The sequence below is a fragment of the Paenibacillus oceani genome, from assembly GCF_014705615.1.
GTDB classification, from domain to species: domain Bacteria; phylum Bacillota; class Bacilli; order Paenibacillales; family NBRC-103111; genus Paenibacillus_AB; species Paenibacillus_AB oceani.
Genome location: NZ_JACXJA010000011.1, coordinates 1 through 23,922, shown reverse-complemented (window position 1 = coordinate 23,922; position 23,922 = coordinate 1). Strand labels below are relative to the sequence as shown.

Genomic DNA, 23,922 nt, shown 5'->3' with positions numbered 1-23,922 from the left:
AACGCGCCGGGCAACACGAGATCCGGGCAAGGAGACGATACAATGATGGCGGATAGAGACGAAACTGTACTGGAGAGAGAGAAACGGCAATTTCTCAAGCCGGATGACGAGTTTTCCCCGATGCCGTTCTGGTTCTGGAACGATGCTTTGAATGACGCGGAAATCGTCCGGCAAATTCGCGATTTCTATAGCAAAGGGGTGGCGGGATTCGTCATTCACCCGCGGCTCGGCTTGTCCGAATCGATCCCGTACTTGTCCGAGATTTACCTCGGGCTTGTCGAAACGGCTGTAGTCGAGGCGGACCGGCTGGATATGAAGGTGATCCTGTACGATGAGGCGATGTATCCTTCGGGATCTGCGATGGGGATGGTCGTCCGGGACGATCCGGCCCACGCGAGCCGGGGGCTGCGGATGATCGAGCAGCCGTTGGGCACGACCGGCTGGCAGGCGGTGCCGCTCGCGGAAGGGGAGACGCTCGTATCGGTGCAGGCGGTGCGCAAGACGGCCGCAGGCAGTGTCGATCCGGACTCGGCGATCGTATTCGAAGACGAGCGGGCGGCGCAGGTTTTCCGTCCGCAAGGTGGCGGAGAATGGACGATGCTGCAGTTCGTCGAGACGTATTCCGGAGGTAAAATCAGAGGGGTCTACTGGGGACAGGACGACGGGGAGCCGGGCGCACCGGCAGCGGCGGATCTGCTGAACCCGCAGGCTACGGCGTCATTTATCCGGCTGACGCATGAGGCGTATTACGCCAAGCTGAAGCGTTACTTCGGGAATACCGTCATCGCGATGTTCACCGACGAGCCTAATATACTCGGCAGGTCGCACCGTTCCGGTCTGAAGCCGTGGACAAGCGGGTTTCTCGACTATGCGGGGCCGTTCGGCTTCAAGGAGGAGCAGCTTCCGGCACTGTGGTTCGAGGCGGGAAGCGGGACGGAACGCGCCCGCGCCGCCTACGGCAAGGCGGTTAATGCGCGCCTCGCCGAGAGCTTCTACCGGCCGCTGTCGGTCTGGTGTGACGAGCACGGCATCCAGTTGACCGGACATCCCGGCCATAGCGACGAGATCGGCTTGTTGGAGGCATTTCAGCTTCCCGGCCAGGACATCGTCTGGCGCTACATCGAACCCGGCGGCCAATCGCTGACAGGAGCTCACAGCACCCTCGGCAAATGCTCCTCCGACGCGGCCAGACACAGGAGGAGAAGGCGGAACCTGAACGAGTGCTTCGGTGCCTGCTTCAAGGACGACATCGGATGGAATTTTACTGCGGACGAGATGAAATGGTACATGGACTGGTTGTTCGTCCGAGGAGTTAATCTGCTTGCACCGCACGCGTTCTACTACTCGATCGCGGAGGAACGCAAGCACGAGAGACCGCCCGATGTCGGCCCGAATAGCATCTTGTGGCCGCACTACGCGTTGTTCAGCACTTACATGAGGCGGATGAGCTGGCTCATGACGGATAGCGTCAACGAGGCGAAGGTCGCGATACTATGCGAGGAAGACCGGCTCCCTTGGGAACCGGCCGTCCCTCTGTACGAGAATCAGATCGAGTTCAATTATCTGGAGGAGCAGTTGCTCGTGTCCTCCTGCGAATTCCGCGGCGGGCAGGCGCTTATTGCCGAGCAGAGCTATGCAGTGATCATCGTGGATCGGCCCGAACGGTATCTGGAGGATACGCGGGAGCGATTGCGGGCATTCGCGCAGACAGGGGGGATCGTCGTGACGATTCGGGACGAAGCGGCAGATGAGCGCTCCGTTGCGGACTCGTTGCGGCAGGATGCGTCTCCGTCTCTCCCGGACGCCGATCCGTCTCGGCTTGATTCGTCGGAGTCTTCCGCTCCCGACGGGGATGCTCTCCGGGGTGCTGCGGAATCGTCTCTGCCCGATACGGGCCGGGGCCGGATCGGGGAGCTGGATAACGCTGCGGTTGTATCCGTTTCGGAGCTGCCGGCGATTCTGGATGCGCGTCGTCTCCGTTCGGTGAAGCTGCATCCGGTCTCGCCAGACATTCGCGTGAGCACGGTCCGGAGAGGGGGGCTCACCTTCTATCTGTTCGTCAATGAGGGTGAGGCGGCCTATGCGGGGACCGCACAGTTGGACACGAACGGATTCGTCGAGCGGTGGGACGCTTGGGAGGGGACGACCGGCGTGCAAGGCGTGCTTGAGCCGGGCGGAGCTGCACTTGGACTTGGCGGCGTCTGTGTGCCGGTTGCGCTCGAGAGACGCGCCAGCGTGATCTACTGCGCCGATGCGACGCGTCCGCCGGTACGGCTTGGCGAAGAAGCCGGGCCGGGCAGGCCGGAGGCTGTGCCGGACCTGGAGCAGGCGCCGATGCAGGAACGTACGATCCGCATCGACGGCGGCTGGGACATTCGGGTAGAGCTGGAGGGCCGAGGCCTGGAGGCGAGTGCCGCATCCGCGCAAGGCGCGGCCACGCTCCAGCAGGTAGGCGCAAGGCCCGAGGCGGCCGCTTCCGAAGCCGGATCTGTCGGTTCCGGCGGAGAGGTATCCATATCCGCACCCGGCTCCAGTCCTCTCGTCTCTTGGACGGAGTGGAGCGGGATGGAGCATTTCTCCGGGGCGGTCGTCTACGAGAGTGAATTCCGGCTGGAGCCGGAGGATGCGGGCGGCAATCGGGTGATCCGGCTCGATCTGGGCGATGTGCACGAGATGGCGGAGGTGGACGTGAACGGAACGTTTGCCGGCGTCCGGTTTTGGAAGCCATACCGTTACGCGGACATTTCCGGCCTCGTCCGTCCCGGGGTGAACACGCTGCGCATACGCGTAACGAACAGCTTGGCAAATGCGTACAATCGCGCTTCGCTGCCGTCGGGCTTGCTGGGTCCGGTGACGGTGAGTTTTGGGTAGAAGTAACGCAAAGCGTTGAAGGGGAGCGGGGCTGTTCCGGAAGCGCTCGTATGATCCTCATATAGCCTGGGAACGCCCCGGGTTCCAAACGAAAGGACCTCTAATCCCGCTGTATTGCGGGGGCCGAGGTCCTTTTTACGGGGAAAGCCGGTTCGAAGGAGGTCACCATAAATCGTAAATGTAGGGGGAGGGGCGAATAAGGGTGGTTTGCAGCTTTTATTTGGTCCGAAACCCGCTTCGATTGGGAAATAAGAGCGGTTTGGGGCTTTTAAAATCGGCGAAAAGGGAGCATACCCCGTCAGTTGGTTGAAATAAGGGGTGTAAACCGCCTTTATTCGGCTTGTTTTTCGAAAAAGCCGAAAATAGAGGGCCCCAAAGACCTTTATTTTGTGATAGGCCGGTCGTTGTTCGCATTCCGTTTTCAGCGCATAGCGGGGGACCTCCAGCTTCGATCCGGCTTACCCCGGATTCGTAGGCGAAGGGACAGCCGGCTCGCTGTCGCGGCCCAGTCTTCTGCTCGCAGTCTCGCGCTTGCCGGTGGCCGGAACATGAGCTCCCGCCTTGGCTAAGCCGGATACGGGCATGTTGTTGTACAGGCACTCGTACTGTCCTTCCTGGATCAGATACGTTTCGTGGTAAATCCCGACGCCGCCGCTCGTCCCGACCTTTTGATTAAAGTTACGCCACGCCTCCAGATGGATCGCCCCTTTCCGCGCATAGTCCTCCAATTGCTCGAACGACCGCCAATATTGAACGACGGATACGCCGCGCCACGACAGATGGAAGCTCGCGTCCAGAAAGCCCAGCTCTTTATTCCGGTACAGCTCCTGCATCATCGGGTTCATGGCCTTTAGTACCGGCAGCCATTTGTGTACCGCCCACAGCTTGTTAATCCGCATCCCGATTATAAACACCACGAAGGACCCTTCCATATGGGCCGTATACCGGCCAGGTTTTACTATGCTCACGCGCGCATCGCTCCTTTACCTGTTCTCCAACAGTTGAAGATGGGCTTCATATATGCCGGCTATATCGGTGGAAGCATACAATTGGGCGGTCAGAAAAGCTCCGTAAAAGATGGTGAACAATCCTTGTACCGCAAATTCCGCCGTAATCTCCGCTCTCAGCGTCCCGTCGGCGCTCGCTTCCGTCATGCACCGGCGAAACAGCTCGAACATATTGGGGCTGACCGCACCCTCGATCTCATGGCCGGGAAACAGCAGCCGCACCTCGGCCTGGCTCAGCTCCGGCATGCACGGATGCATGTTTTTCTCCGCCAGAAAAGCGATCAGACTCGGGACGAGCCCCGCCTGGTGTCTGGACCGTTCGGCCACATGATGGAGCAGATGCCGGATGGCCCCGAACCCGCGTTTGCGCTCCTCCTCGATCTCGATGATCCTCTCGGTCAGCCATACCCGCATAAAATACAGGAGGAGATCGTCCTTGCTTTGAAAAAACTTGAAAAACGTCACCCGGGACACTTCCGCCCTCCGGCATATATCGTCGAGCATCACGTCCCTGAACATCTTGTCGCCCAGAAGCGACAAAGCGGCCTCGTACAACGCTATTTTGCTTCGCGCCTTCTTCAGTTCTCTTAAAGGAATATCCGCATGTTGAATTTCGTTCGCCTCCATAAGATTAACTCTAATAAGTAAATTAACTCATGTTAATTTACTTTGTCAAGATAAAGTATCGGCGTGCCCCGTACAGATGTTTTTTGCAATATAAGTTGAACGGATTATCCTTCATGGTTAAGCTGAATGTACCGAGACAAAAAAACAGCTTGAGCTTATCGCAAAACAAGGAATCCGGAAGGCCGCAAGTAAGAGGTCGCGTCAAAAAAATCGATCGTCGCGCAAAATAACTGACCGTTTCTGTCAGGGATCGAGTAGTATACTCCATTCGAGGGTAAAAAAACAATCGGGAGGAACGGTTATGTATATGACGATAGCGGATTTTGCGAAGGAATGGGAGAAGGAGGCGGAGCGGACCGAACGGGTGCTGAACGTATTAACCGACGAGTCTTTGCGGCAGCGGGTCGTCTCCGGGCGGCGGACGCTGGGCGGATTGGCGTGGCATCTGGTCACATCGGCGGGTTATATGTCCGCGCTCGGCCTCGATTTCGAAGGAGTGGCACAGGGAGGGAGTGCTCCGGAATCGGCCGGCGAGATCGCCGGGGAATATCGGCGTATCAGCGCGGCAGTATTGCAGGCGGTGAAGACACAGTGGAGCGACGCTCATCTCGACGGGACGGTCACGATTATGGGGGAAGAATGGCGGAATGGCGACTCCATGCACTTTACACTGATGCATCAAGCCCATCATCGGGGGCAGATGACAGTGTTGATGCGGCAAGCCGGACTCCGGGCTCCCGACGTCTACGGTCCGACCTACGAATATTGGATCGACCAGGGGATGAAGCCGCTGGAGTAATCGGCAGTTTCGGGGAGGACGAGCCGGCCGGATTCCGGGAAAGAGGGTTTGGAGAATGACCAAAGCGGACAATATGTTATCGATCCTCTGGATGCTGCGCAGCGGCAAGCGGATGACCGCCAAGCAGCTGGCGGAGGAGCTGGAGATTCACGTGCGGACCGTCTACCGCTGCATCGACTCGTTGTGCGCGAGCGGAGTACCGATCGTCGCCGATTCGGGCCCGAACGGAGGGTACCGCATCCTGAGCCGGTTCGCCGACTCCCCCCTCGTCTTTGATCCGGAAGAGCAGAAGGGGCTGATTCACGCCTCCGTGTTCGCCAGGGAAGCAGGGTATCCGCATTCGGAAGCGCTGGAGCGGGCGATGGACAAGCTGAGGCGATACGCGAATGAGAAGCAGTTGGACCACCTGGAGCGGCACGGCGGCGGCTTATCAGTCATTTATCCGCCTATCGACGGCAAGCATCGGGCGTTACTGCAAGTGCTCGAGGAGGCGACCGGGCAGGGACGAACGCTGGAGATGGAATACGACCGGGGCAGAGGGGAGGGCTCCTCCAAGCGGCGGTTCGACCCATACGGCATCGTGTACTGGAAAGGAAGCTGGTATACGGTCGGCCATTGCGCGTACCGGGGGGAGCTGCGAAGCTTTCGTGTGGACCGGATTGTCCGGCTGGGCGAGACCGAGGCGAGGTTTGAGCGTCCGGAAGGCTTTTCAGCGAAAGACTTTCTGCTCGGCAATCTGCTTCCGGGTTCGCAAGGGGCCGCGGAGCTGGAGACGGTGCGGATCACCGCCCAGGAGCAGGTGCTGAACGAATTATGCCGTCACTGGCTGTTCGGGCACGCGCTGACGGAGCGGCGGCCGGAGGAAGCTGTATTTCTGCTGGAACGTTCGACTTTATTGACATATGTGCCCTATTTCCTGATGCCGTACGGGACGGCGCTTTCGATCGGATCGGAGCTGCTCGTGCGGAAAATGGCGGAAGCCGGGGCGAAAGTAACTGCGCATTACGAGGCGATGTTAGCCAAACTTGAACAAGAAAAGGGAGATTAGGATGAGTAAATATACGATGTTCGGCCAATTGAAGGCACACCCGGGCAAACGCGACGAGCTGGCCAAGCTGATGCTGGAATCCGCAGATACGCTGGAGGGAATGGAGGGCTGCATCTTCTACATTATCAACGAATCGGTCGACGATCCGGACGTGTTATGGATTATGGAGCTGTGGGAGAATGCCGAGGCGCATGCCGCGTCCTTGAAAAATGAGAGGGTGCTGGCGGTCATCCAGCGCTGTCGGCCTTTGATCGCCGGGGTTAGCGGCGTACCGGTGCGCCCGATCGGGGGCAAGGGACTGTAGGCGTTTGGCGTTAGCCGGTAAAATGGAAACGGATCAGGCGGCGCCCTTCAGGAGCGCCGCCTCCCGCATACCGGGCAGTCAGCAAGAGGCGGCACCGCGCGGGGAGCAGCAGCGTGGGTGCGAAAGGCTGGGCGTAACGCACCGCATCTGCTGCCGCTGTGATTGATTTACGGCTTGGGCCATGCGGCTTCCAACTGAATCCCGTTGTTATCGATAAAAATAAAATTGCGTAAACGGCCCTGATCGTATAGGTCCGTCATCACGACGCCGTGGCTGGCCAATTTCCTGCGGAGAGCGAGTCCGTCTTGTTCGGATCTCATAGCAAAAGCAACATGCTGAAGCGCCCCGGGCAAAAACCGGTACAGGTCCGCCGCCTGCGGATTGGCCGATAGACGTCTCAGGGCATCGGCGCTTTCGAATATTCGGGCATCCGGGTTTTCGAAGAAATGAATGCCCCAGCATTCCGTGTCTCCCGGCTTCACGAAACAATGCCTGCCGCGCTGCGCGGTTGCCGGATACACCGGCGTCGCTTGCATGCCCAACACATTCTCGTAAAACGTAACGGTAGCGTCCAAATCCGGGGTGACCAAGGCGATGTGATGGATGCCTTGCCAGCCTGAATCCGGGACTCCTGCTTGGGGGTGTTCCGTCATCAATGATCAATCTCCTTGCTTGGGGTATGAATGAATAATGAACCCAAGACATATAATTAGAATTCTAACTATATGGGCAAATAAACGGCCGTCACTCCTTTTCGAATAAACCGACCATTTTGATCAGGAGCGCTTTTAAGGTTTCGAATTCGGAGGCGGTCATCCCTTCCTTAACCCGTTCCTCCAGAATGGCGGTGAAATGCTGCGTATCCTCGGCCATCTTCCGCCCGGTGTCCGTTAAAAAGATTTGCTTGGAACGGCCGTCCGACGGATGATCCTTGCGGATCACATAGCCTTTGCCCTCCAGTCCGTTCATCAGGCTGGTGACGCTAGGCCGTTCGATCATGAGAATCGGCTCCAATTGGGACGGCGTGATGCCCGGATAATGGCGGATAACGCTTAACGCGCTCCACTGCGTATGGGTTAACCCGACCGGTACGAGCAGCTCCTCCACTTCTCTGCGCAGCGTAATATAGCCTGTTTTCACCAGGCGGCCGATCGGTCCGTTCTCCCACTGCCAGGCCTCAGCCTCATGTCCGCTTCCGTTCATACGTATGCACCTCATATAGTTAGAATTCTAATTAAATTATAGCCGATACATCGAGATTGTAAAGGGCGAACCTCTATTTGACGGCTTTTCGTTAGAAGTGAGCGGGAAAACAAGGAAGCTCGCCTGCCGATCTTGGCATTGCATCAACGTTGTATGATGAAAGGGTAATTATTTGAATGGCAGCGAGGAGGCTGAAGATTTGTCTACCAATCAGACGGGCACGGCAATACCGATATTCCCCTGCACATCGATAAACGAGCAGCTCGATTTTTACCAAGCGCTGGGATTCGAAGTTACGTATCGGCAGGCGAAACCGAACGTATACGCCTGCGTTCGCCACCGGAGAAAATGCGTTCGAGACCGCCTATCGGCTCGCGTATGCCAAGGACGAACCTGCCAGTGCCGCCAGAGTACTGGATCTGGCGCTGTCGAAAGGGGAGGACGCCGGGGCGGTGCTGCGTTTCAAGGCGTACGTCCTGCGTGCCGATATCGCCTTCGGGATGGACGAGCTCGACCTGGCCGCCAGATATATCCGGGAAGCGGATCAGGTAACGCTGTCCGGTCTCGAGCTGGAGAGCGCATGGGAGGCGGCCGAAAGGCGGAATGAGCTCAAAGCGGCTTTAGAGTACGACGGCCCTTCGTAATATGCTGAATCCGGCACGAATAAAACCCGGACGTCCATATCGCTTCTATGGATGCCGGGTTTTGTGCAGGTTCGGGATATTGGAGTGTCCGTAAATGGAGCAGCTCGTCCATTCATTGTCGAGAGGTTCACAGAGGCTGGATTTCTCTGTTTTTTTCCAAGAACACCAGACCCCAATCCGGCTCGACGGTCTCGTATTTAAAAATCCGGTACCCTAGCCGGTGGTAAAGGCGAATATTGTTTACGCTCTTGCTGCCGGTGAACAGCTCGTATCTGCCCGCGGGGCGGAAGGTTTCGATTGCGTTCATCAATGTCGTGCCGATCCCTCTGCCCTGATAGCCGGGGTGTACGATCAGTTTGCCGATGAAACAAGTCCCGTCGTTGGCATAAGCTCTGACCGAGCCGACGATGCTTCCATCGCTGACCGCTTTCAGCACGGTGTGGTTTTGGAATTGAAGCTTCACATGTTCAATTGTTTGAACAAGAGGTTCGATCCCGTAATTGCGATAAAGCTCGGCTTCGCTCCGGTAAGCCAGTTTTTGCAGAGCTAAGATTTCCTCCGCATCGGTCGTAAGCGCCCGTTCAATCCTCACATCCATCTCGTCTCACCTTTCTTCGCTCAGCTCATCTAATCTTAGTAGCATTATAACGGTTTTTGTGTTCGTTTGAATATTCCAAAATGTTTGTTCGCTCCAAAAAACGTTTAATAGATGTAAGTCTGCGGCGGCAGGGGTCTGAAATCCGAAATTTAAGGCATTCAACATGGCAATGGCGTGGAAAGAATTCGATTAAAAGCTTTTATCGCTACGCCAAAATTTAGGTTTTTTACAATGATAAAGTTCAAAAGTATTGTTTCAAGCAAGCAAACTGCTAGTTTTCTGTACCAACAAAAGCTTCCTTTTACGTTTTTCTTACAATTTTAGCTAATATCCTACTAAAGACCTCTTCAAATTTGTTTATTTTTGGTATAATTGGAACTATAATAAGGGTAGGCGAATTATGTTTATCTAAGAAAAGGAGCCGTTAGTATGCCAATTCCTTCGGGAGCATCGATTGGGTGGGTCATTGCTGCTGCAATCCCGATCTTCACCCTCTGTACGATACTGGAAATGCGTTTGCGCAAAAATATCCGGTTGGGGCGGATTGACGAAAGCAAATATTCGCCTAAGCGACTAGCAGAGTTTAGACGGATGCGGGAACGGATGACCAAGGTTAAGGATAATGTTTAATCGATTGGTAAAGGTAGCTGGTTAACGATCGAGAATAGCCTAAAAGAAGTCCGGCCGCGTGAACAGTTAGCGAGCGAGGTCGGGCTTTTTGGGTTATTTCATTCTGGTTGGGAGCAGGAAAAGGGGATTGGGTGCCTAAGATAGCTGCATCCTTTCAGAGAACAACTTAGTAAACTGCCGCCTGCCAAAGAAGAGGCTGCCGACTCTTTTTTTACCCTCCAACAGAAAAGGCATCGTTAAAATCAAATTGCATCGTTCTCCCTCACCTTCCACAAAATTACATGGTTTGACAACCATCATTTTAGTGGATAGGAGATTTTTACAATTAGAAGGCTCCACGATTCTGTGGGGTCTTTTTGATGACAAATTGGACACATTTGGAAATACTTATTACCACAGTATTCCATTTCCCACTTCCGAAGTGTATAATCTGTAGACAAACACTGCCCGGGTGGTGTGTCATACATGGTAAAAGAGGTTACATTTACTTATAAGGATAGTCCAAAATATCACAGGGATTATGCTACAACAGTAAGAATTAACCAAAATGCAAGCAACGATCTCGTATTAGATTTCATAGAAGAGTATTTGGACCCTGTTCTATTAACAAAGCAGTATCTTGTTACTGGAGAGGAAGATCAAACTCATTCTTTTAGAAGAATTAAAGATTATTCATGAAAGATAATGTTCTATCATATTAAATTCTGATCAAGCAGTGAAGCTAGCTAAGAGAATACTGTCAACATATGAGTCGGGAGGCGATGATCTTGAAAGTAGATAACAGATCAAAAGAACCGCTTAATATTGTTGGACCTAGTATCAACGATTGGCTATCGATAACTGCTAAAATTACTGTCACTCAAGATTTAAAACAATAGAAGACAACCTGATTAAGTAGCACTCTCCTTTGAGGGTGTTTTTTTATTTCACCAAGGGGTGATACCATGGCAACCGCATTCCTCCTGTATTCGGGCTGTTCTGCAAAAGCCTGCGACTGTGAAAGAAGCTTTTCGATCCTTATTTGAGGATCTGATTGAGAAAGAATACACAGGAGCTCACAATAAGGGGTGCTTCTGTGCTATTTTTGAAGAGACGTTAAAGAGAGGCGTCATTGCCGGAGAATTAAACCGTGAATTAGACGTCAAAGCTTGCCGAGCTTCCTATCAAACATTGTCTTCGGCACGCCTTCTTCCGGCATTCAACACCCGATACGGAAGAACGGCATCGTTGATAACTACCTTAAAGTCTTCGAAAACGGGAGTAATAGCATCATACGGAACTAATTTGGAGCCAGGAGATAATATGAACATTCAACTATCGTTAGTACCCTATGAAGATAAGTCGATTCTTAGTAATCTGCTCCAGCTGTACCGTTATGACAGCAGTGAATATGATGGACATGTTCTGAACGGACATGGGCTCTATATGTATAAATATTTGGATCACCAGTGGACGGACGAGTACCGTCGTCCCTTTCTGGTGAAAGCGGACGGAGAGATTGCAGGCTTTGTCCTGGTGAGTCTCGATATTCCCCGGGAATATATGAAGCTAAGCACAGCGGAGCAAACCAACTCGATCGGCGATTTCTTTATTATGCGCAAATATAGGCGCAAAGGAGTCGGCAAGGAAGCGGCATTTTCGTTATTTCAACAGTTTCGCGGCAGTTGGGAGATCCGGCAAACGCTGGCCAATAAGCCCGCTTACGAATTCTGGAAACGGGTCATTGCCCAATACACAGGGGAAGGAGCTTACCAAGAAGAGATCGTTCGGAATGACAAGTGGGACGGACCTGTATTTGTCTTCCAGTCCTAAGAATAAATCGGGGGCGGGGGCGAAAACTAAAGGAATCCGCCCTGTGCCTGGACGAAAATAAGGCAAGAAAGCGAATAAACTGTTAATGCCTCTCTAAAAAAGAGTAAGATAGAGGTAGAAGTCCTTTAGATGTAACAGTTTTATACTGCACATTTCTGAACTGAAACGACTATTAATCCAAACGGAAGAACAAGGAGCTGCGATGACGGAGAAGCCGATAACGGAAGCCGGATGGAACTTCGATAACAGTTATGCCCGCCTGCCGGAAATTTTATATGTGCGGCAAGGTCCAGTCCCTGTAAGTGCTCCAAAGCTGGTTGTGCTGAATGAACGGCTCGCCGCTTCCCTCGGGTTGAACGCCCAAGCGCTGCAAAGCGGGGACGGCGTTGCGGTGCTGGCCGGCAACCGCGTTCCCGGAGGCGCTTCGCCTCTTGCCCAGGCTTACGCCGGGCATCAATTCGGGCATTTTAATAGGCTCGGGGACGGCCGTGCGCTGCTGCTCGGCGAACAGATCACGCCTGCAGGCGAGCGGGTGGATATTCAACTGAAAGGCTCGGGCCGGACGCCTTTCTCCAGGCGGGGCGACGGACGGGCGGCGCTCGGGCCGATGCTGCGCGAGTACATCATTAGCGAAGCGATGCATGCGCTCGGAATTGCGACCACCCGCAGCCTGGCCGTAGTGACGACAGGTGAAACCATCATCCGCGAGACGGAGCTGCCGGGTGCGGTATTAACCCGGGTGGCGGCCAGTCATCTGCGCGTCGGCACGTTTCAATTCGCTGCCAACTGGGGCAATACCCGCGATCTCGAAGCGTTGGCGGACTATACGCTGCAGAGGCATTATCCCGAAGCCGCCGCCGGGGAAAACCGCTATCTCACGCTGCTGCGGCAAGTCATTCAGCGTCAGGCCGGGCTGATCGCAAAGTGGCAGCTGGTCGGCTTCATCCACGGAGTGATGAATACCGACAATATGGCTCTTAGCGGAGAAACGATCGATTACGGGCCTTGCGCTTTTATGGACGTGTACGACCCGGCGACGGTATTTAGTTCCATTGATGTGAACGGCCGATACGCTTACGGCAACCAGCCGTATATCGCCGCCTGGAACTTGGCGAGATTCGCCGAATCTTTGCTGCCGCTGCTGCACGAAGACGAGGCCGAGGCCGTGAAGCTGGCCGAGCGGGAGATCGCCAGTTTTACGCAGTTGTTCCAGCAGCATTGGTTTGCCGGCATGAGAGCGAAGCTGGGCCTTTTTAACGAAGAGGATGACGATCCAGCTTTATTTGAACGTCTTCTCGGCCTGATGAAACAGCACCGCGCGGATTACACGAATACGTTCCGCTCCTTGACCCTCGGCAAGCTGGAGGGCACGTCCCTATTCGGCAGCGAGGAATTTGCCCGGTGGCACGAGCTGTATCAGGCGAGACGGGGCAGGCAGCAGGAATCGGAATCCGATTCGAAGCAGTTGATGCGCAGCAGCAATCCCGCCATCGTCCCTCGCAACCACCGGGTGGAAGAAGCGCTGGAGGCTGCGGTGGAGCAAGACGACTACAGCGTGATGGAGCGGCTTTTAAGTGCGCTAGCGGACCCTTACGCGTACTCCTCCGAGCAGTACGCATATTCCGCGCCGCCAGCCGAATCGGGCGAACCTTACCGGACTTTTTGCGGGACTTGACAGACAGTTCCGGTGGTAGAGGCAGAGTAACGGCGTAAAAAACGACATCCCAAAGGGCCCCGGCTGCAAAGGCGGCCTTTTTTGGGTTGTTCCAGCAAGTTAGCTAAACCGGGGATTCGATGAAGCGGATGATTTGGCAAAGACATCCCGCCGCCGCTAACGCAGGGGCAGCCGGCTCAGGGAGCCGGTTCGCGGACCGCACGCACTCCAACGCACTCCAGACCATGGGGGCCGAGGTGACTCTATTTGCGACCATGCACCCCATGCATCCGCCTATTCCGTTTTTTTCGTCTGTGAAGCGGACGCTAGGGCCGTTGTTTGAGACTGAAATCGGGTTGAGTGTTGGATGTGGAACGGGAAAAGTCCATAAGGGCTAACGGTCCGCCAGTCCGCCAAGCCGCCAAGCCGTCGAAGCGGACTCCGGATTTGCAATAAGGGTTGTACACGGTGATGGGGTAGCGTCAAACTCTCGGAATAAGAGCGGTTTGTATCCTTTATTTTGTCCCAAATCGGCTTGGATGGCGTAATAAGAGCGGTTCGAGACTCTTAAAATCCATCCAAAGGTGCAGACCCCTCATTTAGTTGAAAATAAGAGATGCAAACCGCCTTTCTTTTCTTCGACCATTCGAAAACGCCGAAAATAGGAGGTGCTAGAGGCTCTTATTCCGTTATAGAGCCCGTACGTCTCCTGTGTTCCGCGTGATTTCCGGATTTCGGTAGCTGCGGACACCCGCCCGCCCGGGAGGAACAGCAACCGGCGGCGAAAGCAACCCTTCGCAATTGCGGAGCATTTGCCTATTGCTGTACCCGGTCAACAGGTATAATGGGGATAGAAAACTTAAAAAGCTTAATAAAGTTAATAAACTTAAAAAACGAGTACACAGGAGGTCCGGCCATGAACGTTCTTGATCAGAATGACAAGCTGGCAGCAGCCGCTGTCGAGGCGATACGTACAGGGGACGTTCCAACGCTGCAGCGGCTTCTCGCCGGGAATCCGGGACTGGCGGCGGCTAGATTCGTCCAACGGGAAACCTCGGACGGAGCTCGGAACGCCGGCGAGTCGTCTCGAACCTTGCTGCATGTGGCCACCGACTGGCCCGGGCATTTCCCTAACGGAGCGGCGGTCATCTCGCTGCTAACGGAATCCGGCGCTGACGTTAACGCCCGGTTCGCCGGCGCACACGCCGAGACCCCGCTCCACTGGGCGGCGAGTACGGATGACGTCGGAGCGATCGACGCGCTGCTCGATGCCGGGGCGGATCTGGAAGCGCCGGGCGCGGTGATTGCCGGAGGCACTGCGCTCGACGATGCCGTCGCGTTCGCGCAATGGAGGGCGGCCCACCGGCTGGTCGAGCGCGGAGCCCGGTTCGCCCTCTGGCATGCCGCAGCGCTGGGCCGGATGGATGCGATACAGAGCCATTTTGACGGCGCCGAATTACCGGAACAGTATTCTTGGGGAGCAAGCGGCGCCGAACCCGCTGACAAGATTAACGTCTCGTTCTGGTGCGCCTGCCATGGCGGGCAGCAGCGTCCGGCGGAGTACCTGCTCGCACGCGGAGCCGATCTGAACTGGGTATCCGTCTGGGACGGCTTGACGCCGCTGGACGCGGCGCAGCGAAGCGAAGCTGACGGTCTCGTTCGGTGGCTCCACAGCCTGGGAGCGCGAAAAGCCGGCAAGCTTCGGGGACCGCTGGGGTCCTAGCGGCGGGCCGGAACAGTTGAATACAGCGGCAGTCCCGGAGGCATCCCGGCTGCTGCTTTTTGAACGTTTAACGGGATAAAGGGTTTACCGTATTCACGTACGCTGGTATGGTGCAAAACAATTCGCACTACCCCGCTATCGGTATGTTACGATGAATATACAGCTACTTAGGATGGAGCCGGCAAACATGGATTCGCTATTGACGATGTACATTACGCTTGTCTGCGTATCGGGTGTGTTCAATGTGTTTCTCAGCATCTACGCCTTCTCCAAGAGGCGCGAAATACCGGGTGCGGGAACTTTTATGGCCTATACGTCAGCGCTGGCGATTTACTGTTTCGGGTATGCTTTCTGTCTGGCAAGCGATACGATCCGGGAGGTCAAGCTCTGGACGACGGTCGAATACGTCGGCATGCCGTTCTCGGCCGCCCTGGGTCTGATGATCGTGCTGAACTATCTCGGCAGGAAAGTATCCGGGAGAACGGCTGCGGTTATGTTGGTCATCCCGGCGATCACTCTGCTGATGGTTGCGACGAACGATTATCATCATCTGTTCTACAAGTCAATGGAATTGAGGGAGGGCCTGCCGGCCCCGCTCGTGAAGATTGAGATCGGAGAATGGTACATCGTACACGGCATCTACACATTCAGCTGTCTGCTTGCCGCCGTCGTCTTGCTGATTGGCCGCTGGAGACAGACGAGCCGGACTTACCGGCTGCAACTGACGGTGATGCTGTGCGGGCAGTTCATTCCGATGGTTGCCGCCTTCCTCTACTTGCTGGGGATCGCGCCGGGGGGACTCGATCCTGTGCCAATCGTCATGTGCGTCACTTCCTCCTTGTTTATATGGGCGATAGTCTCTACCAAAATGCTCACCGTGGTTCCAATCGCCAAAGAAACGATTTTCGAAAGCATGGGCGAGGGGGTTATCGTGCTTGATCCCGCAGAGCGGCTCATCGATTTCAACCGCGCCGCAGCCGCGATGATTCCTTCGCTCCATCTCTCTCTCATCGGTAAAACCTTGGACGAAGTATGGACCATGATGACGGGATCACCGTTCCCTGCGGCCCGTCAGCCTCAGGGGATGAAGGAGGAGATTGTGTGGACGGCGGACAACGGCTGCCGCTGCTACGAGGTTCGTTCTTCCGTCGTCCGGCACCGCAACGGCGAGCAGGCGGGAAGCCTGCTGATGCTGATCGACGTGACCGAGCTGAAACGGCTTCAGCGGGATTTGGAGCATATGGCCTACTACGACGGTCTCACCCAAATCTACAACCGGACCCATTTCATCCACCTGGCCCGCGAGCTGTTAAAGGAATCCCGGACCGGGGGACATCCGTTCTCGGTCGTGCTTTTCGATATCGATTATTTCAAGCAGATTAACGACAGCTTCGGCCATGAGACGGGCGATCGTGTCATCGTGCACGTCGTCTCCGTATGCAAGCGGATACTTGGCGAAAATACGTTGTTCGGCCGTTACGGCGGCGAGGAATTCGTGATCGCTCTGCCGTTCGCTTCGCTTGATGAGGCTGCCGGTCTTGCCGAGCGGCTGCGCGCGGCGCTGGAGGCCGAGCCGCTGATTACGGCGGATGGCGAGGTCGCCGTCACCTCCAGCTTCGGTGCGGCCCAAGCGGCGGAGCCCGGCCGCGATACGCTGGAGTCGCTGCTGCACGCGGCCGACGAGGCGCTGTATTTGTCCAAGCGCGGCGGCCGCAACCGGGTCAGCGTATGTAACCCGGCTGTACGCCGGAGGGACCGGTAAGCCAACAGTTTGCGTCTTCGTGCGTCTTTTAGGTAAATGGCCGTGCCATACTCCCAGCGGTATTGCATCTACAAGGCGTAAGCAATGTCATCATTTCGCCAGAAACGGTGTGACTGCCGTCACCGTCGCCATCCCCCCGGCTCTGTTAAGCTGGTTCTTGGAAGAGAACATAGCGAATCGCCGAATGGAGGATGGCTTTATGTTTTGTTACCAATGTGAACAAACGCCGAGCGGCGGCTGTAAAGTGGTCGGGGTATGCGGCAAAGACGAGACGATCGCAAGCTTGCAGGATACGATTATTTTTGCGCTGAAAGGAATCGCCGCTTACGCGACACATGCCAGACAGCTCGGCTATACCGATCCGGAAGTGGACCGGATTACGCACGAAGCGCTGTACCTGACTTTGACCAATTCGAATTTTAACCTCCAGGAGCATCTGGATATGGCGATGAAGGTCGGCACGGCCGCGGTCCGGATCATGGATGTCCTTGACCGTGCGCATACGACGCACTTCGGGATTCCGCAGCCCGTTACGGTATCGCAGAACAAGATCGAGGGCAAGTGCATCGTCGTAACGGGGCATAACCTGTATGCGCTGGAGGAGCTGCTCAAGCAGACGGAAGGCAAAGGCATCCAGATCTATACGCACTCCGAAATGCTGCCGGCTCACGGCTATCCGAAGCTGAAGCAGTATGCCCACTTGAAAGGAAATATCGGGAAAGCGTGGTACGACCAGCGGCGGTTGTTCGAGCAGTTTCCGGGGGCCATTCTGGCGACGACGAACTGTGTGATGCCGATTAAGGGCACCTACGCGGACCGGTTTTTCTCCTATGAGGTGGCGGGGCTTGAGAATGTGACGAAAATCGTCGGCGACGATTTCTCTCCGCTGATCGCACGGGCGCTGGAGCTGCCGGAGGCGAATATCGATTCCGAGCAAGTGCTGACGACCGGCTACCACCACGAGACGGTCATCGGACTCGCTCCGGAAATCATTCAAGCGGTGCGCGACGGCCTGATCAAGCGGTTCTTCGTCATCGCCGGCTGCGACGCTCCGGGCAAAGGCGGCGAGTATTACCGCGAGCTGGCCACTTCGCTTCCGAACGACACGGTGATACTGACGACGTCCTGCGGCAAGTTCCGCTTCAACGACGTCGACTACGGCACGGTAGCCGGCACCGGCATACCGCGGTACATCGATTTGGGCCAATGCAACAACTCCGGCTCTACGGTCAAAATCGCGCTGGCGCTGGCCGACGCCTTCGGCTGCAGCGTCAACGAACTGCCGGTAAGCATCGTGCTGTCCTGGTTCGAGCAGAAAGCCGTCGCCATCCTGCTGGGCTTGTTCAGCCTCGGTATCCGGGATATCCGGATCGGTCCGAAAGCGCCGGAGTTCATCAATGAAGGCGTCATGAACGTGCTCGTCGAGCTGTTCGGCCTGAAGCTGATCGGCGATGCGCAAGAGGATATGGCGGCTATGCTCGCTTTGAATTAAGTTTGCACGGCAAGGGAACTGCGCGTTTAAGTCAGCCTCCATCCCCCCCTACCAGCCGCTACAGCCGGAACGGGGGTATTTTTGTTGAAAGAAGCGCTCCTTCCTTGGACGGAACAGAGTTGGAATAGTTTAACACCGCTCCGGAAATAATTAGAAGCGACATGTAGCAAACCAATGGAGCTCACAAGGAGCCGGGCAGGGGGGAGCCGAGCATCGAACAGCAAACCGGCAGCAGAGACTCGAACCGTCCGAAAGGTCCGGCAGATCGGGAAAGCCGTCCCACGTTCTACACCAACATCCGGCAGTCCGGCAGCATCGTCTCCAGCTCTTTGATCGGCATCGGCGTGCTGACCTTGCCCAGGATGGCCGCAGAATCGTCAGGGGAAAGCGGGTGGATCGTGGTCATAGGCGGCTGCCTGCTGGCCATCCTGGCGTTGTCCGTCATCATTAAGCTGTCCAACCGCCATCCGGGTCAGACGATTGTCGATTATGCGATCCGGCTGCTCGGCCCGAAGCGTTACCCTCTGGTCGGACGCCTCATCGGCCTTCCTTTATTCACCGCATACTTTTTGTTTTGGGCAGCTTCTACCGCACTCATCGCCCGCAGCTTCGGCGAGGTCGTCGTAACCAACGTATTGCGGGAAACGCCTCTGGAAGTCGTTATACTGACGATGCTGTTCACAGGGTTGTTTTTCGTTATGCACGATGAGCAGGTGCTGATTCGCGTCAATGAAATTTTGCTGCCGATCATCGTCGTTCCCGTCGTCATCATCGCTCTGTCTTCCCTGCAAAGCGCGCGGCTGGACAACGTGCTGCCGATATTCAGCGGAAATTGGCTCGGCTTGCTGAAGGGGGTTTTCTACACGGCCGGCTCGTATCTCGGCTTCGAGATGATGTCGATCTTTTTGGCGAATACGGAGCAGGGGGGCAAACGAATGACAGCCGGGATCATCGGCGTTGCGATCCCGGGGTTCATCTACGTGCTTATCGCATTTTCCGGCATATCCGTATTTGGCGTCGACGAGCTGCGAATTCTGGCCTGGCCGACTCTGGAGCTGGTCAAGACGAGCGAGGTGCCCGGACTGATCCTGGAGCGGCTGGAATCGGCTTTTCTCGGCGTATGGGTGGCGTCCGTTTTTACGAGTGTGGGCAATATGTATTTCGCCGCAACGATCATCGCCACACAAGCTTACAAGGTGAAAAGCCGGCGGTGGATCGCTGTTCTCATGCTGCCGGTGCTGTACTGGTTTTCCATGCTTCCTCCAAGCAGCCAGAAATTGATCGAGTACCAGAGGTTGAACATTTACTTGGGAATGTGCATCGCGTATGTGGTGCCGGTGTTGCTGCTGCTCATATCCTTCGCGAGAGGCCGGAGCCGTCCGGGAAAGGCAAGTCCTTAAGACACCCGACCGCGAAGGCAGTCCGGACATGCGTTTCTTAACGCAGTAAGGGTACAGCTGCATCTTACGTTGAGTCAGTTCTCTTCCCAATCGACCCGGTACTCGTACATCCAGCGATGGGCGTCCTTATCGGCTCTCCTAAGAAACAGCGGCATCATCAGATCGCGGAAAAACACTTGCACCGGGTTCGTCGCATGCTTGCGCCGGCCGATGCTTCTGGAGTAACGAACGATCTGTTCCACCCTGTCGCGGCGCTGTTTCTGGAAAAGGGCGAAGGCCTGCTCCTGATCGGGGAGGTCGCGGAGACACTTGGCCAGTACGATCGCATCCTCCAGCGCCAGCGAAGCGCCCTGCGGCATTTGGCGATGTGGCATGCAGGGCGTCGCCGATCAGACCTACGGATTTCTTGTGCCATTCCGGCAAGGAAGGCAGATCGTAGATCGGATAGACGCCGATCTCTCCTCGCATCCCATGCACGATACCCGAAAGCGGGGCGATATCGTCGGCATACAGCTCCCGGACGGTTCGATGCCACTCCGCCTGGGGGATGCGCTACAGATCTTGCCGGGTGGGCGATCCGGGATAGTCCAAGTTGCCGAACCAGTACACTTCGCCGTCTTGCCTCGTCAAATAGCCAAAAAACGCGCGTTTTCCGAACACCATCGTTTGGGTGCCCCGATCGTAGGGGAGTCTGCTGTCGGGCAAAAAACCGCCAAAGCTGATCAATCCTGTATAAGCCGGCTCCGGCGCGCGCCCGGAACGACGATTCTCCGGACCCGCGAATGAATGCCGTCGCAGCCGATCAACAGATCCCCGGATGCGGTTCCCCCGTTCTCGAAAGAAATCTCCACGCGTTCTGCCGTATTCACTTCGACCGCTTTCAGCTTCTTGCCGTACTCGATCGGAATGCCTTGACGCCGCGCCTCTTCCCGGAGAATCCGATGGAGCGCGCCTCTCTTCACCGTATACCCTTGGGGCTCCCCGTCGGAAGCGCCGATAACACCCAGCAGCTTGCCTTTGCCGCTGACCCTCTTCATCGTATGCATTGCATACCCTTCGCGCCGGACTTCTTCATCCAACCCCAGCTCTTGCAAAACATACGTCCCGTTGCGGGCCAGATTGAGAAACAACCCCGCATAGTCGTCGGCCTGCTCATCGGCTTCGAAAAGTACGGGAGCGAAACCGGCTCTCTTCAGAAAAAGCGACAAGGCCGGACCGAGCGGACATGGGTCGTGCGGCTGATCCGGGATATAGAAGCCAGGGACTTGACGGAACGGACGGAGGACGGCTGGCATTGGTCGGTCCGGTTTGCGGAGCCGCCTGCGCCAGGCCCGGACAAGGATAACGATTAAAGGAGCGAGGGCTGTGCGCGCGATCTGGGGATTTTATCAGAAACCTTCAAGTATAAAAGAATAGCATTTTATGCCCAGGGTTGATAGAGTGATTCATGGACCGTCCGGTCGTCGAACCGGCGATCCTGTGATGACGCGGTCCAACCGACAAGCGAAGACAGAAACAGCCCGGAGGTTAACCGGAAGTGGAGAGACGACTGGAGAAGTTCAACAAGATTTACGCCATGCAATTGGTGACGATTTTTGCAGGATTTATCGTTTTCGGCTTTTCGGAAAATAGTAAAGGACCGGCTATACCGCGCATTCAATTCGACTTCATGCTGAATGAATCCCAGCTCGGCACGCTGTTGTCGCTGAATGCGCTCGGCTATTTACTGGCCTGCTCGTTTACCGCATTTCTGACCCGGATCTGGGGAATCAAAATCGTAAGCGTCGCTGCGTTCGGGTCGATGATCCTCTCGGGCGTGCTTATTTATTTCTCCCACAGTTATCCGGCGTTTGCTTCGTCGTATTTCCTCATGTACATCGGCAACGGGATGCTGGAGATTGCGTTAGCGATTCTGGGCGCGCGTATTTTCGTGAAAAATACGGGCACGATGATGAATTTGACCCACGGCTTCTACGGGATCAGCTCCACGGTGGCTCCCCTGGTGGCGACGGGCTTAATGAACGTAACCGTGCTCGGGCATACGCTGGATTGGCGCGGCATGTATCTGGTGATGCTGTCGCTGTCCATTCTGCCCATTATATCGGCCTTACGCTCCTCGTTCCCGGGCGACAGCCTGACGCATGAGGAACGGATTCCGCTGAAAGCCTTGATGCGCGACCCGGCCCTCTGGCTGATGGTGCTGATCCTCACCTTCGGCGTCGTGTCGGAGCTGGCGGTAGGCGGCTGGCTCGTTTATTTTCTGGAGAAGGCTTACGGATGGGATACCGTTACGGCCTCGGGCATGCTGTCGGCTTTTTTTCTATGCTTTACGCTTGCCCGGCTTATATTGGGGCCCTTGACCGATAAGATCGGGTTCACCCTGTCGCTTATTGTTTTCTCGGCATTTTCGGCCTTATGTACGTTTGCAGCCCTGATCGGAGGCGAAGGTTATGCCGTTCTGTTCGCAGCGGCGGGACTGGGGATCGCGATGATTTATCCGACGGTTATGGCCTTTATTGCCAGACGGTATTCGAGGGGCAGCGACACGGCCATTACCTTTACCGTTACGCTGATGGGGGTAGGGAGCGTTATCGGCAACTACCTCATCGGAGGCGTCATAGAAGGTACGAAGGCGCTTTACGGCGCCGATACTCCCATCGGCCTGCTCCGGGGGCTCCAGGCCGGGTACGGGTTTATCGGGTTGTGCGCCGCTGTGTGCGCCGCTTTCAGCATCGTGCTGTACCGCTACTTAAAACGGCGGAGGGAACTGATTTAACCCGATAGAATAGGAACCGGACAGCGAAAGCGTTCGAGCAGGCTGCAGGGTCGGCACATAGCAAAGAGCGCAGCGAGAAGGGGGAGGTCTTACGCTGCGCTCTTTGTTTGAAGCTGATACAGTATATGGAAGGTTGCTAGATTTCGACAAGACGAATATACGGTAGAGAAAGACCATTTATTGGCGCTGCCGGACAAGACGCCGGCATTCCCCCATTTGGCTATGGAGGTGCGCACAATCCGCTGGCGGCTCTTCCCCAGCGGTTGCCGGTTCGGGCGGTTAAGCTGCGGTGAGGAAGGGGCGGCTCTCGCAGAATGAAGCTGCTGCTTATGAAGGAATAACGATAAGTCTCCCGCCAGAAACCATCCAATAGTGAGGTAAATCCATGAAAACTAGTAAAAAACGGATGGGTCCGGACGATGCGTGGGGCGAACTGCAGGAATGTATCGCAGGCGCGCAGAACCGGGTTTCCGTACTCCCTTGCAATAGAGAACAAGGGATCGCAACGCTTGAACATTTGCAGCTATCGAATCGATCTTATCTGGGAGCCATTGCCCTTGAAACCGGCGGACTGTTAATCGATGGCGGCTGGTTAAAAATTTTGGGGGCCGGCAACTCCAGTATTTCGGGGTCGCTGATTACCTGGAACAACCCGATCGGAGACGCTTTAATCGTCGCGTACGATTTGGTCGGGGGCTGTTTTGCACTAAGCGGGGAAACGGGAACCGTACAATATTTTGCTCCGGACACGCTAGCCTGGGAAGACCTGAAAGTCCCCTATTCCGGATTTATCGATTGGGTGCTGAATGGGGAGTTGGCTTTATTTTACGAGACGTTCCGGTGGAAAGAGTGGCTGCACGATTCGCAAAACATTCAAGGCGACCAGGCGTTTTTACTGTACCCGTATCTATGGACGGCTGAAGGAAAAGATGTGGAACGCACCTCGAGAAAAGCGGTCGGCGTCAAAGAGTTATGGGGGATGCAGCTGGAATTCGCAAGGCAGTTGAACGGCCCATCGTAGAAGCGCAATGGACCGTTAGCCTTCCTTTCCAATTCCTTGGCCGGCAGTCCGGAGGCCGCTTCCCCCGGTAATCGGGCCCCGTGGCGGCAAGCCGACTTTGCGGGGCCTCATATGAGGGCGGCCTGCCTGCCCTTCCTCCGGTTACGCTCCCGTTTACGCTAATCTTTGAACGATAAACCGATCTTCTCCAAAGCCGCCCGAAGCTTAGGCAACGACGCGGGTCCCATCCCGTGAAATTTCAAAATCTCTTTCTCGCTATAGGTCGAAAGCTGCTGCAAACTCGTAATGCCGTTATGTTCCAGCGCTCGTCTGGCCGGCGCCGAGAGAAGGGAGAGAAACGCGCTGTCAGGCGCCGCCTGCTGCTCGCAAACCGGACATGTCGGACAATCGGTGCTTTTGTAGTACTGGTGTCCGTTGTCGCACGTTCTTAACGTTTTCGGTGAAGCCGCCACGATTCATACCTCCCACTATAAAGTAATGTTTTCTCCTGTTTTCTCGCTCATTCTTAGTTTTTCAACTTTGACAACCTATGTCCGTTGGAGGAAGATTGA

Annotated in this window: 22 protein-coding genes; 14 read left to right on the top strand and 8 right to left on the bottom strand. The window is 55.7% G+C overall.

Annotated features, from left to right (window positions below; translation table 11 throughout):
* Window positions 1-42: 42 nt before the first annotated feature.
* A complete protein-coding gene (locus tag IDH45_RS10610; protein WP_190927334.1) occupies window positions 43-2,871 on the top strand; it encodes a glycosylhydrolase-like jelly roll fold domain-containing protein in 2,829 nt (942 codons plus the stop codon).
* 458 nt (window positions 2,872-3,329) lie between these two features.
* Here IDH45_RS10610 and IDH45_RS10605 read toward each other — a convergent pair whose 3' ends face one another.
* Together IDH45_RS10605 and IDH45_RS10600 are read right to left on the bottom strand one after the other, a co-directional pair.
* Window positions 3,330-3,839, bottom strand: coding sequence for a DUF4188 domain-containing protein (locus IDH45_RS10605; RefSeq protein ID WP_190927332.1), 510 nt, complete (start codon window positions 3,837-3,839; stop codon window positions 3,330-3,332).
* A gap of 15 nt (window positions 3,840-3,854) precedes the next feature.
* Window positions 3,855-4,505, bottom strand: coding sequence for a TetR/AcrR family transcriptional regulator (locus IDH45_RS10600; RefSeq protein WP_190927330.1), 651 nt, complete (start codon window positions 4,503-4,505; stop codon window positions 3,855-3,857).
* Window positions 4,506-4,806: 301 nt separating this feature from the next.
* On the opposite strand from IDH45_RS10600, the gene IDH45_RS10595 reads away from it, so the two are divergent.
* Genes IDH45_RS10595 through IDH45_RS10585 form a run of 3 tightly spaced genes read left to right on the top strand, consistent with a single transcriptional unit; the run spans window position 4,807 to window position 6,656 of the window.
* A complete protein-coding gene (locus tag IDH45_RS10595) occupies window positions 4,807-5,304 on the top strand; it encodes a DinB family protein (protein ID WP_190927328.1) in 498 nt (165 codons plus the stop codon).
* 55 nt (window positions 5,305-5,359) lie between these two features.
* Window positions 5,360-6,352: a helix-turn-helix transcriptional regulator gene (locus IDH45_RS10590; RefSeq protein ID WP_190927326.1), complete on the top strand. Its 993-nt coding sequence runs from the start codon at window positions 5,360-5,362 to the stop codon at window positions 6,350-6,352.
* 1 nt (window position 6,353) lies between these two features.
* Entirely contained in the window at window positions 6,354-6,656 is a 303-nt protein-coding gene (locus IDH45_RS10585) for a putative quinol monooxygenase (RefSeq protein WP_190927324.1), read from the top strand.
* A 167-nt stretch (window positions 6,657-6,823) separates the two neighbouring features.
* Here the strand turns inward: IDH45_RS10585 and IDH45_RS10580 are convergent, their stop codons facing one another.
* Together IDH45_RS10580 and IDH45_RS10575 are read right to left on the bottom strand one after the other, a co-directional pair.
* Complete coding sequence (locus tag IDH45_RS10580) at window positions 6,824-7,309, bottom strand: VOC family protein (RefSeq protein WP_190927307.1); 486 nt, start codon at window positions 7,307-7,309, stop codon at window positions 6,824-6,826.
* Window positions 7,310-7,400: 91 nt separating this feature from the next.
* Entirely contained in the window at window positions 7,401-7,859 is a 459-nt protein-coding gene (locus IDH45_RS10575) for a MarR family winged helix-turn-helix transcriptional regulator (RefSeq protein WP_190927305.1), read from the bottom strand.
* Between the two features lie 452 nt (window positions 7,860-8,311).
* Between IDH45_RS10575 and IDH45_RS10570 the strand changes: the two genes are divergently transcribed.
* The gene (locus tag IDH45_RS10570) at window positions 8,312-8,503 is read left to right on the top strand and encodes a hypothetical protein (RefSeq protein ID WP_190927303.1); all 192 of its coding nucleotides are present in this window, start codon (window positions 8,312-8,314) and stop codon (window positions 8,501-8,503) included.
* Window positions 8,504-8,630: 127 nt separating this feature from the next.
* Here IDH45_RS10570 and IDH45_RS10565 read toward each other — a convergent pair whose 3' ends face one another.
* Window positions 8,631-9,101 (bottom strand): GNAT family N-acetyltransferase, encoded by a 471-nt coding sequence (locus tag IDH45_RS10565; protein WP_190927301.1) that lies wholly within the window; start codon window positions 9,099-9,101, stop codon window positions 8,631-8,633.
* Between the two features lie 1,095 nt (window positions 9,102-10,196).
* On the opposite strand from IDH45_RS10565, the gene IDH45_RS10560 reads away from it, so the two are divergent.
* The 7 genes from IDH45_RS10560 (at window position 10,197) to IDH45_RS10530 (ending at window position 19,574) form a co-directional block, all read left to right on the top strand.
* Window positions 10,197-10,409, top strand: a complete 213-nt coding sequence (locus IDH45_RS10560; RefSeq protein ID WP_190927299.1) for a hypothetical protein — start codon at window positions 10,197-10,199, stop codon at window positions 10,407-10,409.
* Between the two features lie 624 nt (window positions 10,410-11,033).
* Window positions 11,034-11,543: a GNAT family N-acetyltransferase gene (locus tag IDH45_RS10555; protein WP_190927297.1), complete on the top strand. Its 510-nt coding sequence runs from the start codon at window positions 11,034-11,036 to the stop codon at window positions 11,541-11,543.
* 202 nt (window positions 11,544-11,745) lie between these two features.
* On the top strand, window positions 11,746-13,218 hold the full coding sequence (locus IDH45_RS10550; protein ID WP_190927295.1) for a protein adenylyltransferase SelO: 1,473 nt from the start codon (window positions 11,746-11,748) through the stop codon (window positions 13,216-13,218).
* Window positions 13,219-14,113: 895 nt separating this feature from the next.
* Window positions 14,114-14,920: an ankyrin repeat domain-containing protein gene (locus IDH45_RS10545; RefSeq protein ID WP_190927293.1), complete on the top strand. Its 807-nt coding sequence runs from the start codon at window positions 14,114-14,116 to the stop codon at window positions 14,918-14,920.
* 187 nt (window positions 14,921-15,107) lie between these two features.
* The gene (locus IDH45_RS10540; RefSeq protein ID WP_190927291.1) at window positions 15,108-16,682 is read left to right on the top strand and encodes a histidine kinase N-terminal 7TM domain-containing diguanylate cyclase; all 1,575 of its coding nucleotides are present in this window, start codon (window positions 15,108-15,110) and stop codon (window positions 16,680-16,682) included.
* A 199-nt stretch (window positions 16,683-16,881) separates the two neighbouring features.
* Window positions 16,882-18,174: a hydroxylamine reductase gene (gene hcp / locus IDH45_RS10535; RefSeq protein ID WP_190927289.1), complete on the top strand. Its 1,293-nt coding sequence runs from the start codon at window positions 16,882-16,884 to the stop codon at window positions 18,172-18,174.
* Window positions 18,175-18,527: 353 nt separating this feature from the next.
* Window positions 18,528-19,574 carry a GerAB/ArcD/ProY family transporter gene (locus IDH45_RS10530; RefSeq protein ID WP_223836545.1) on the top strand — a complete coding sequence of 349 codons (1,047 nt, stop codon included), beginning with the start codon at window positions 18,528-18,530 and terminating at the stop codon, window positions 19,572-19,574.
* A gap of 74 nt (window positions 19,575-19,648) precedes the next feature.
* Here IDH45_RS10530 and IDH45_RS33960 read toward each other — a convergent pair whose 3' ends face one another.
* A complete protein-coding gene (locus IDH45_RS33960) occupies window positions 19,649-19,948 on the bottom strand; it encodes a hypothetical protein (protein ID WP_223836544.1) in 300 nt (99 codons plus the stop codon).
* A gap of 348 nt (window positions 19,949-20,296) precedes the next feature.
* Window positions 20,297-20,869, bottom strand: a complete 573-nt coding sequence (locus tag IDH45_RS33955) for an FAD-dependent oxidoreductase (protein WP_223836543.1) — start codon at window positions 20,867-20,869, stop codon at window positions 20,297-20,299.
* A gap of 281 nt (window positions 20,870-21,150) precedes the next feature.
* On the opposite strand from IDH45_RS33955, the gene IDH45_RS10520 reads away from it, so the two are divergent.
* Together IDH45_RS10520 and IDH45_RS10515 are read left to right on the top strand one after the other, a co-directional pair.
* Window positions 21,151-22,350 carry an MFS transporter gene (locus IDH45_RS10520; RefSeq protein WP_190927434.1) on the top strand — a complete coding sequence of 400 codons (1,200 nt, stop codon included), beginning with the start codon at window positions 21,151-21,153 and terminating at the stop codon, window positions 22,348-22,350.
* A gap of 385 nt (window positions 22,351-22,735) precedes the next feature.
* Entirely contained in the window at window positions 22,736-23,371 is a 636-nt protein-coding gene (locus IDH45_RS10515; protein ID WP_190927285.1) for a DUF2625 family protein, read from the top strand.
* Between the two features lie 158 nt (window positions 23,372-23,529).
* On the opposite strand, the gene IDH45_RS10510 is transcribed toward IDH45_RS10515, so the two are convergent.
* A complete protein-coding gene (locus IDH45_RS10510; RefSeq protein ID WP_190927283.1) occupies window positions 23,530-23,823 on the bottom strand; it encodes an RNA polymerase alpha subunit C-terminal domain-containing protein in 294 nt (97 codons plus the stop codon).
* Window positions 23,824-23,922: the final 99 nt, after the last annotated feature.

Coding starts and splice junctions, on each gene's coding strand:
- IDH45_RS10595 (WP_190927328.1), top strand. CDS start 4,807: ATGTATATGACGATAGCGGATTTTGCGAAGGAATGGGAGAAGGAGGCG.
- IDH45_RS10610 (WP_190927334.1), top strand. CDS start 43: ATGATGGCGGATAGAGACGAAACTGTACTGGAGAGAGAGAAACGGCAA.
- IDH45_RS10585 (WP_190927324.1), top strand. CDS start 6,354: ATGAGTAAATATACGATGTTCGGCCAATTGAAGGCACACCCGGGCAAA.
- IDH45_RS10575 (WP_190927305.1), bottom strand. CDS start 7,859: ATGAACGGAAGCGGACATGAGGCTGAGGCCTGGCAGTGGGAGAACGGA.
- IDH45_RS10550 (WP_190927295.1), top strand. CDS start 11,746: ATGACGGAGAAGCCGATAACGGAAGCCGGATGGAACTTCGATAACAGT.
- IDH45_RS10565 (WP_190927301.1), bottom strand. CDS start 9,101: ATGGATGTGAGGATTGAACGGGCGCTTACGACCGATGCGGAGGAAATC.
- IDH45_RS33955 (WP_223836543.1), bottom strand. CDS start 20,869: ATGCCAGCCGTCCTCCGTCCGTTCCGTCAAGTCCCTGGCTTCTATATC.
- IDH45_RS10590 (WP_190927326.1), top strand. CDS start 5,360: ATGACCAAAGCGGACAATATGTTATCGATCCTCTGGATGCTGCGCAGC.
- IDH45_RS10540 (WP_190927291.1), top strand. CDS start 15,108: ATGGATTCGCTATTGACGATGTACATTACGCTTGTCTGCGTATCGGGT.
- IDH45_RS10560 (WP_190927299.1), top strand. CDS start 10,197: ATGGTAAAAGAGGTTACATTTACTTATAAGGATAGTCCAAAATATCAC.
- IDH45_RS10600 (WP_190927330.1), bottom strand. CDS start 4,505: ATGGAGGCGAACGAAATTCAACATGCGGATATTCCTTTAAGAGAACTG.
- IDH45_RS10555 (WP_190927297.1), top strand. CDS start 11,034: ATGAACATTCAACTATCGTTAGTACCCTATGAAGATAAGTCGATTCTT.
- IDH45_RS33960 (WP_223836544.1), bottom strand. CDS start 19,948: ATGCCACATCGCCAAATGCCGCAGGGCGCTTCGCTGGCGCTGGAGGAT.
- IDH45_RS10520 (WP_190927434.1), top strand. CDS start 21,151: ATGCAATTGGTGACGATTTTTGCAGGATTTATCGTTTTCGGCTTTTCG.
- IDH45_RS10515 (WP_190927285.1), top strand. CDS start 22,736: ATGAAAACTAGTAAAAAACGGATGGGTCCGGACGATGCGTGGGGCGAA.
- IDH45_RS10545 (WP_190927293.1), top strand. CDS start 14,114: ATGAACGTTCTTGATCAGAATGACAAGCTGGCAGCAGCCGCTGTCGAG.
- hcp (WP_190927289.1), top strand. CDS start 16,882: ATGTTTTGTTACCAATGTGAACAAACGCCGAGCGGCGGCTGTAAAGTG.
- IDH45_RS10580 (WP_190927307.1), bottom strand. CDS start 7,309: ATGACGGAACACCCCCAAGCAGGAGTCCCGGATTCAGGCTGGCAAGGC.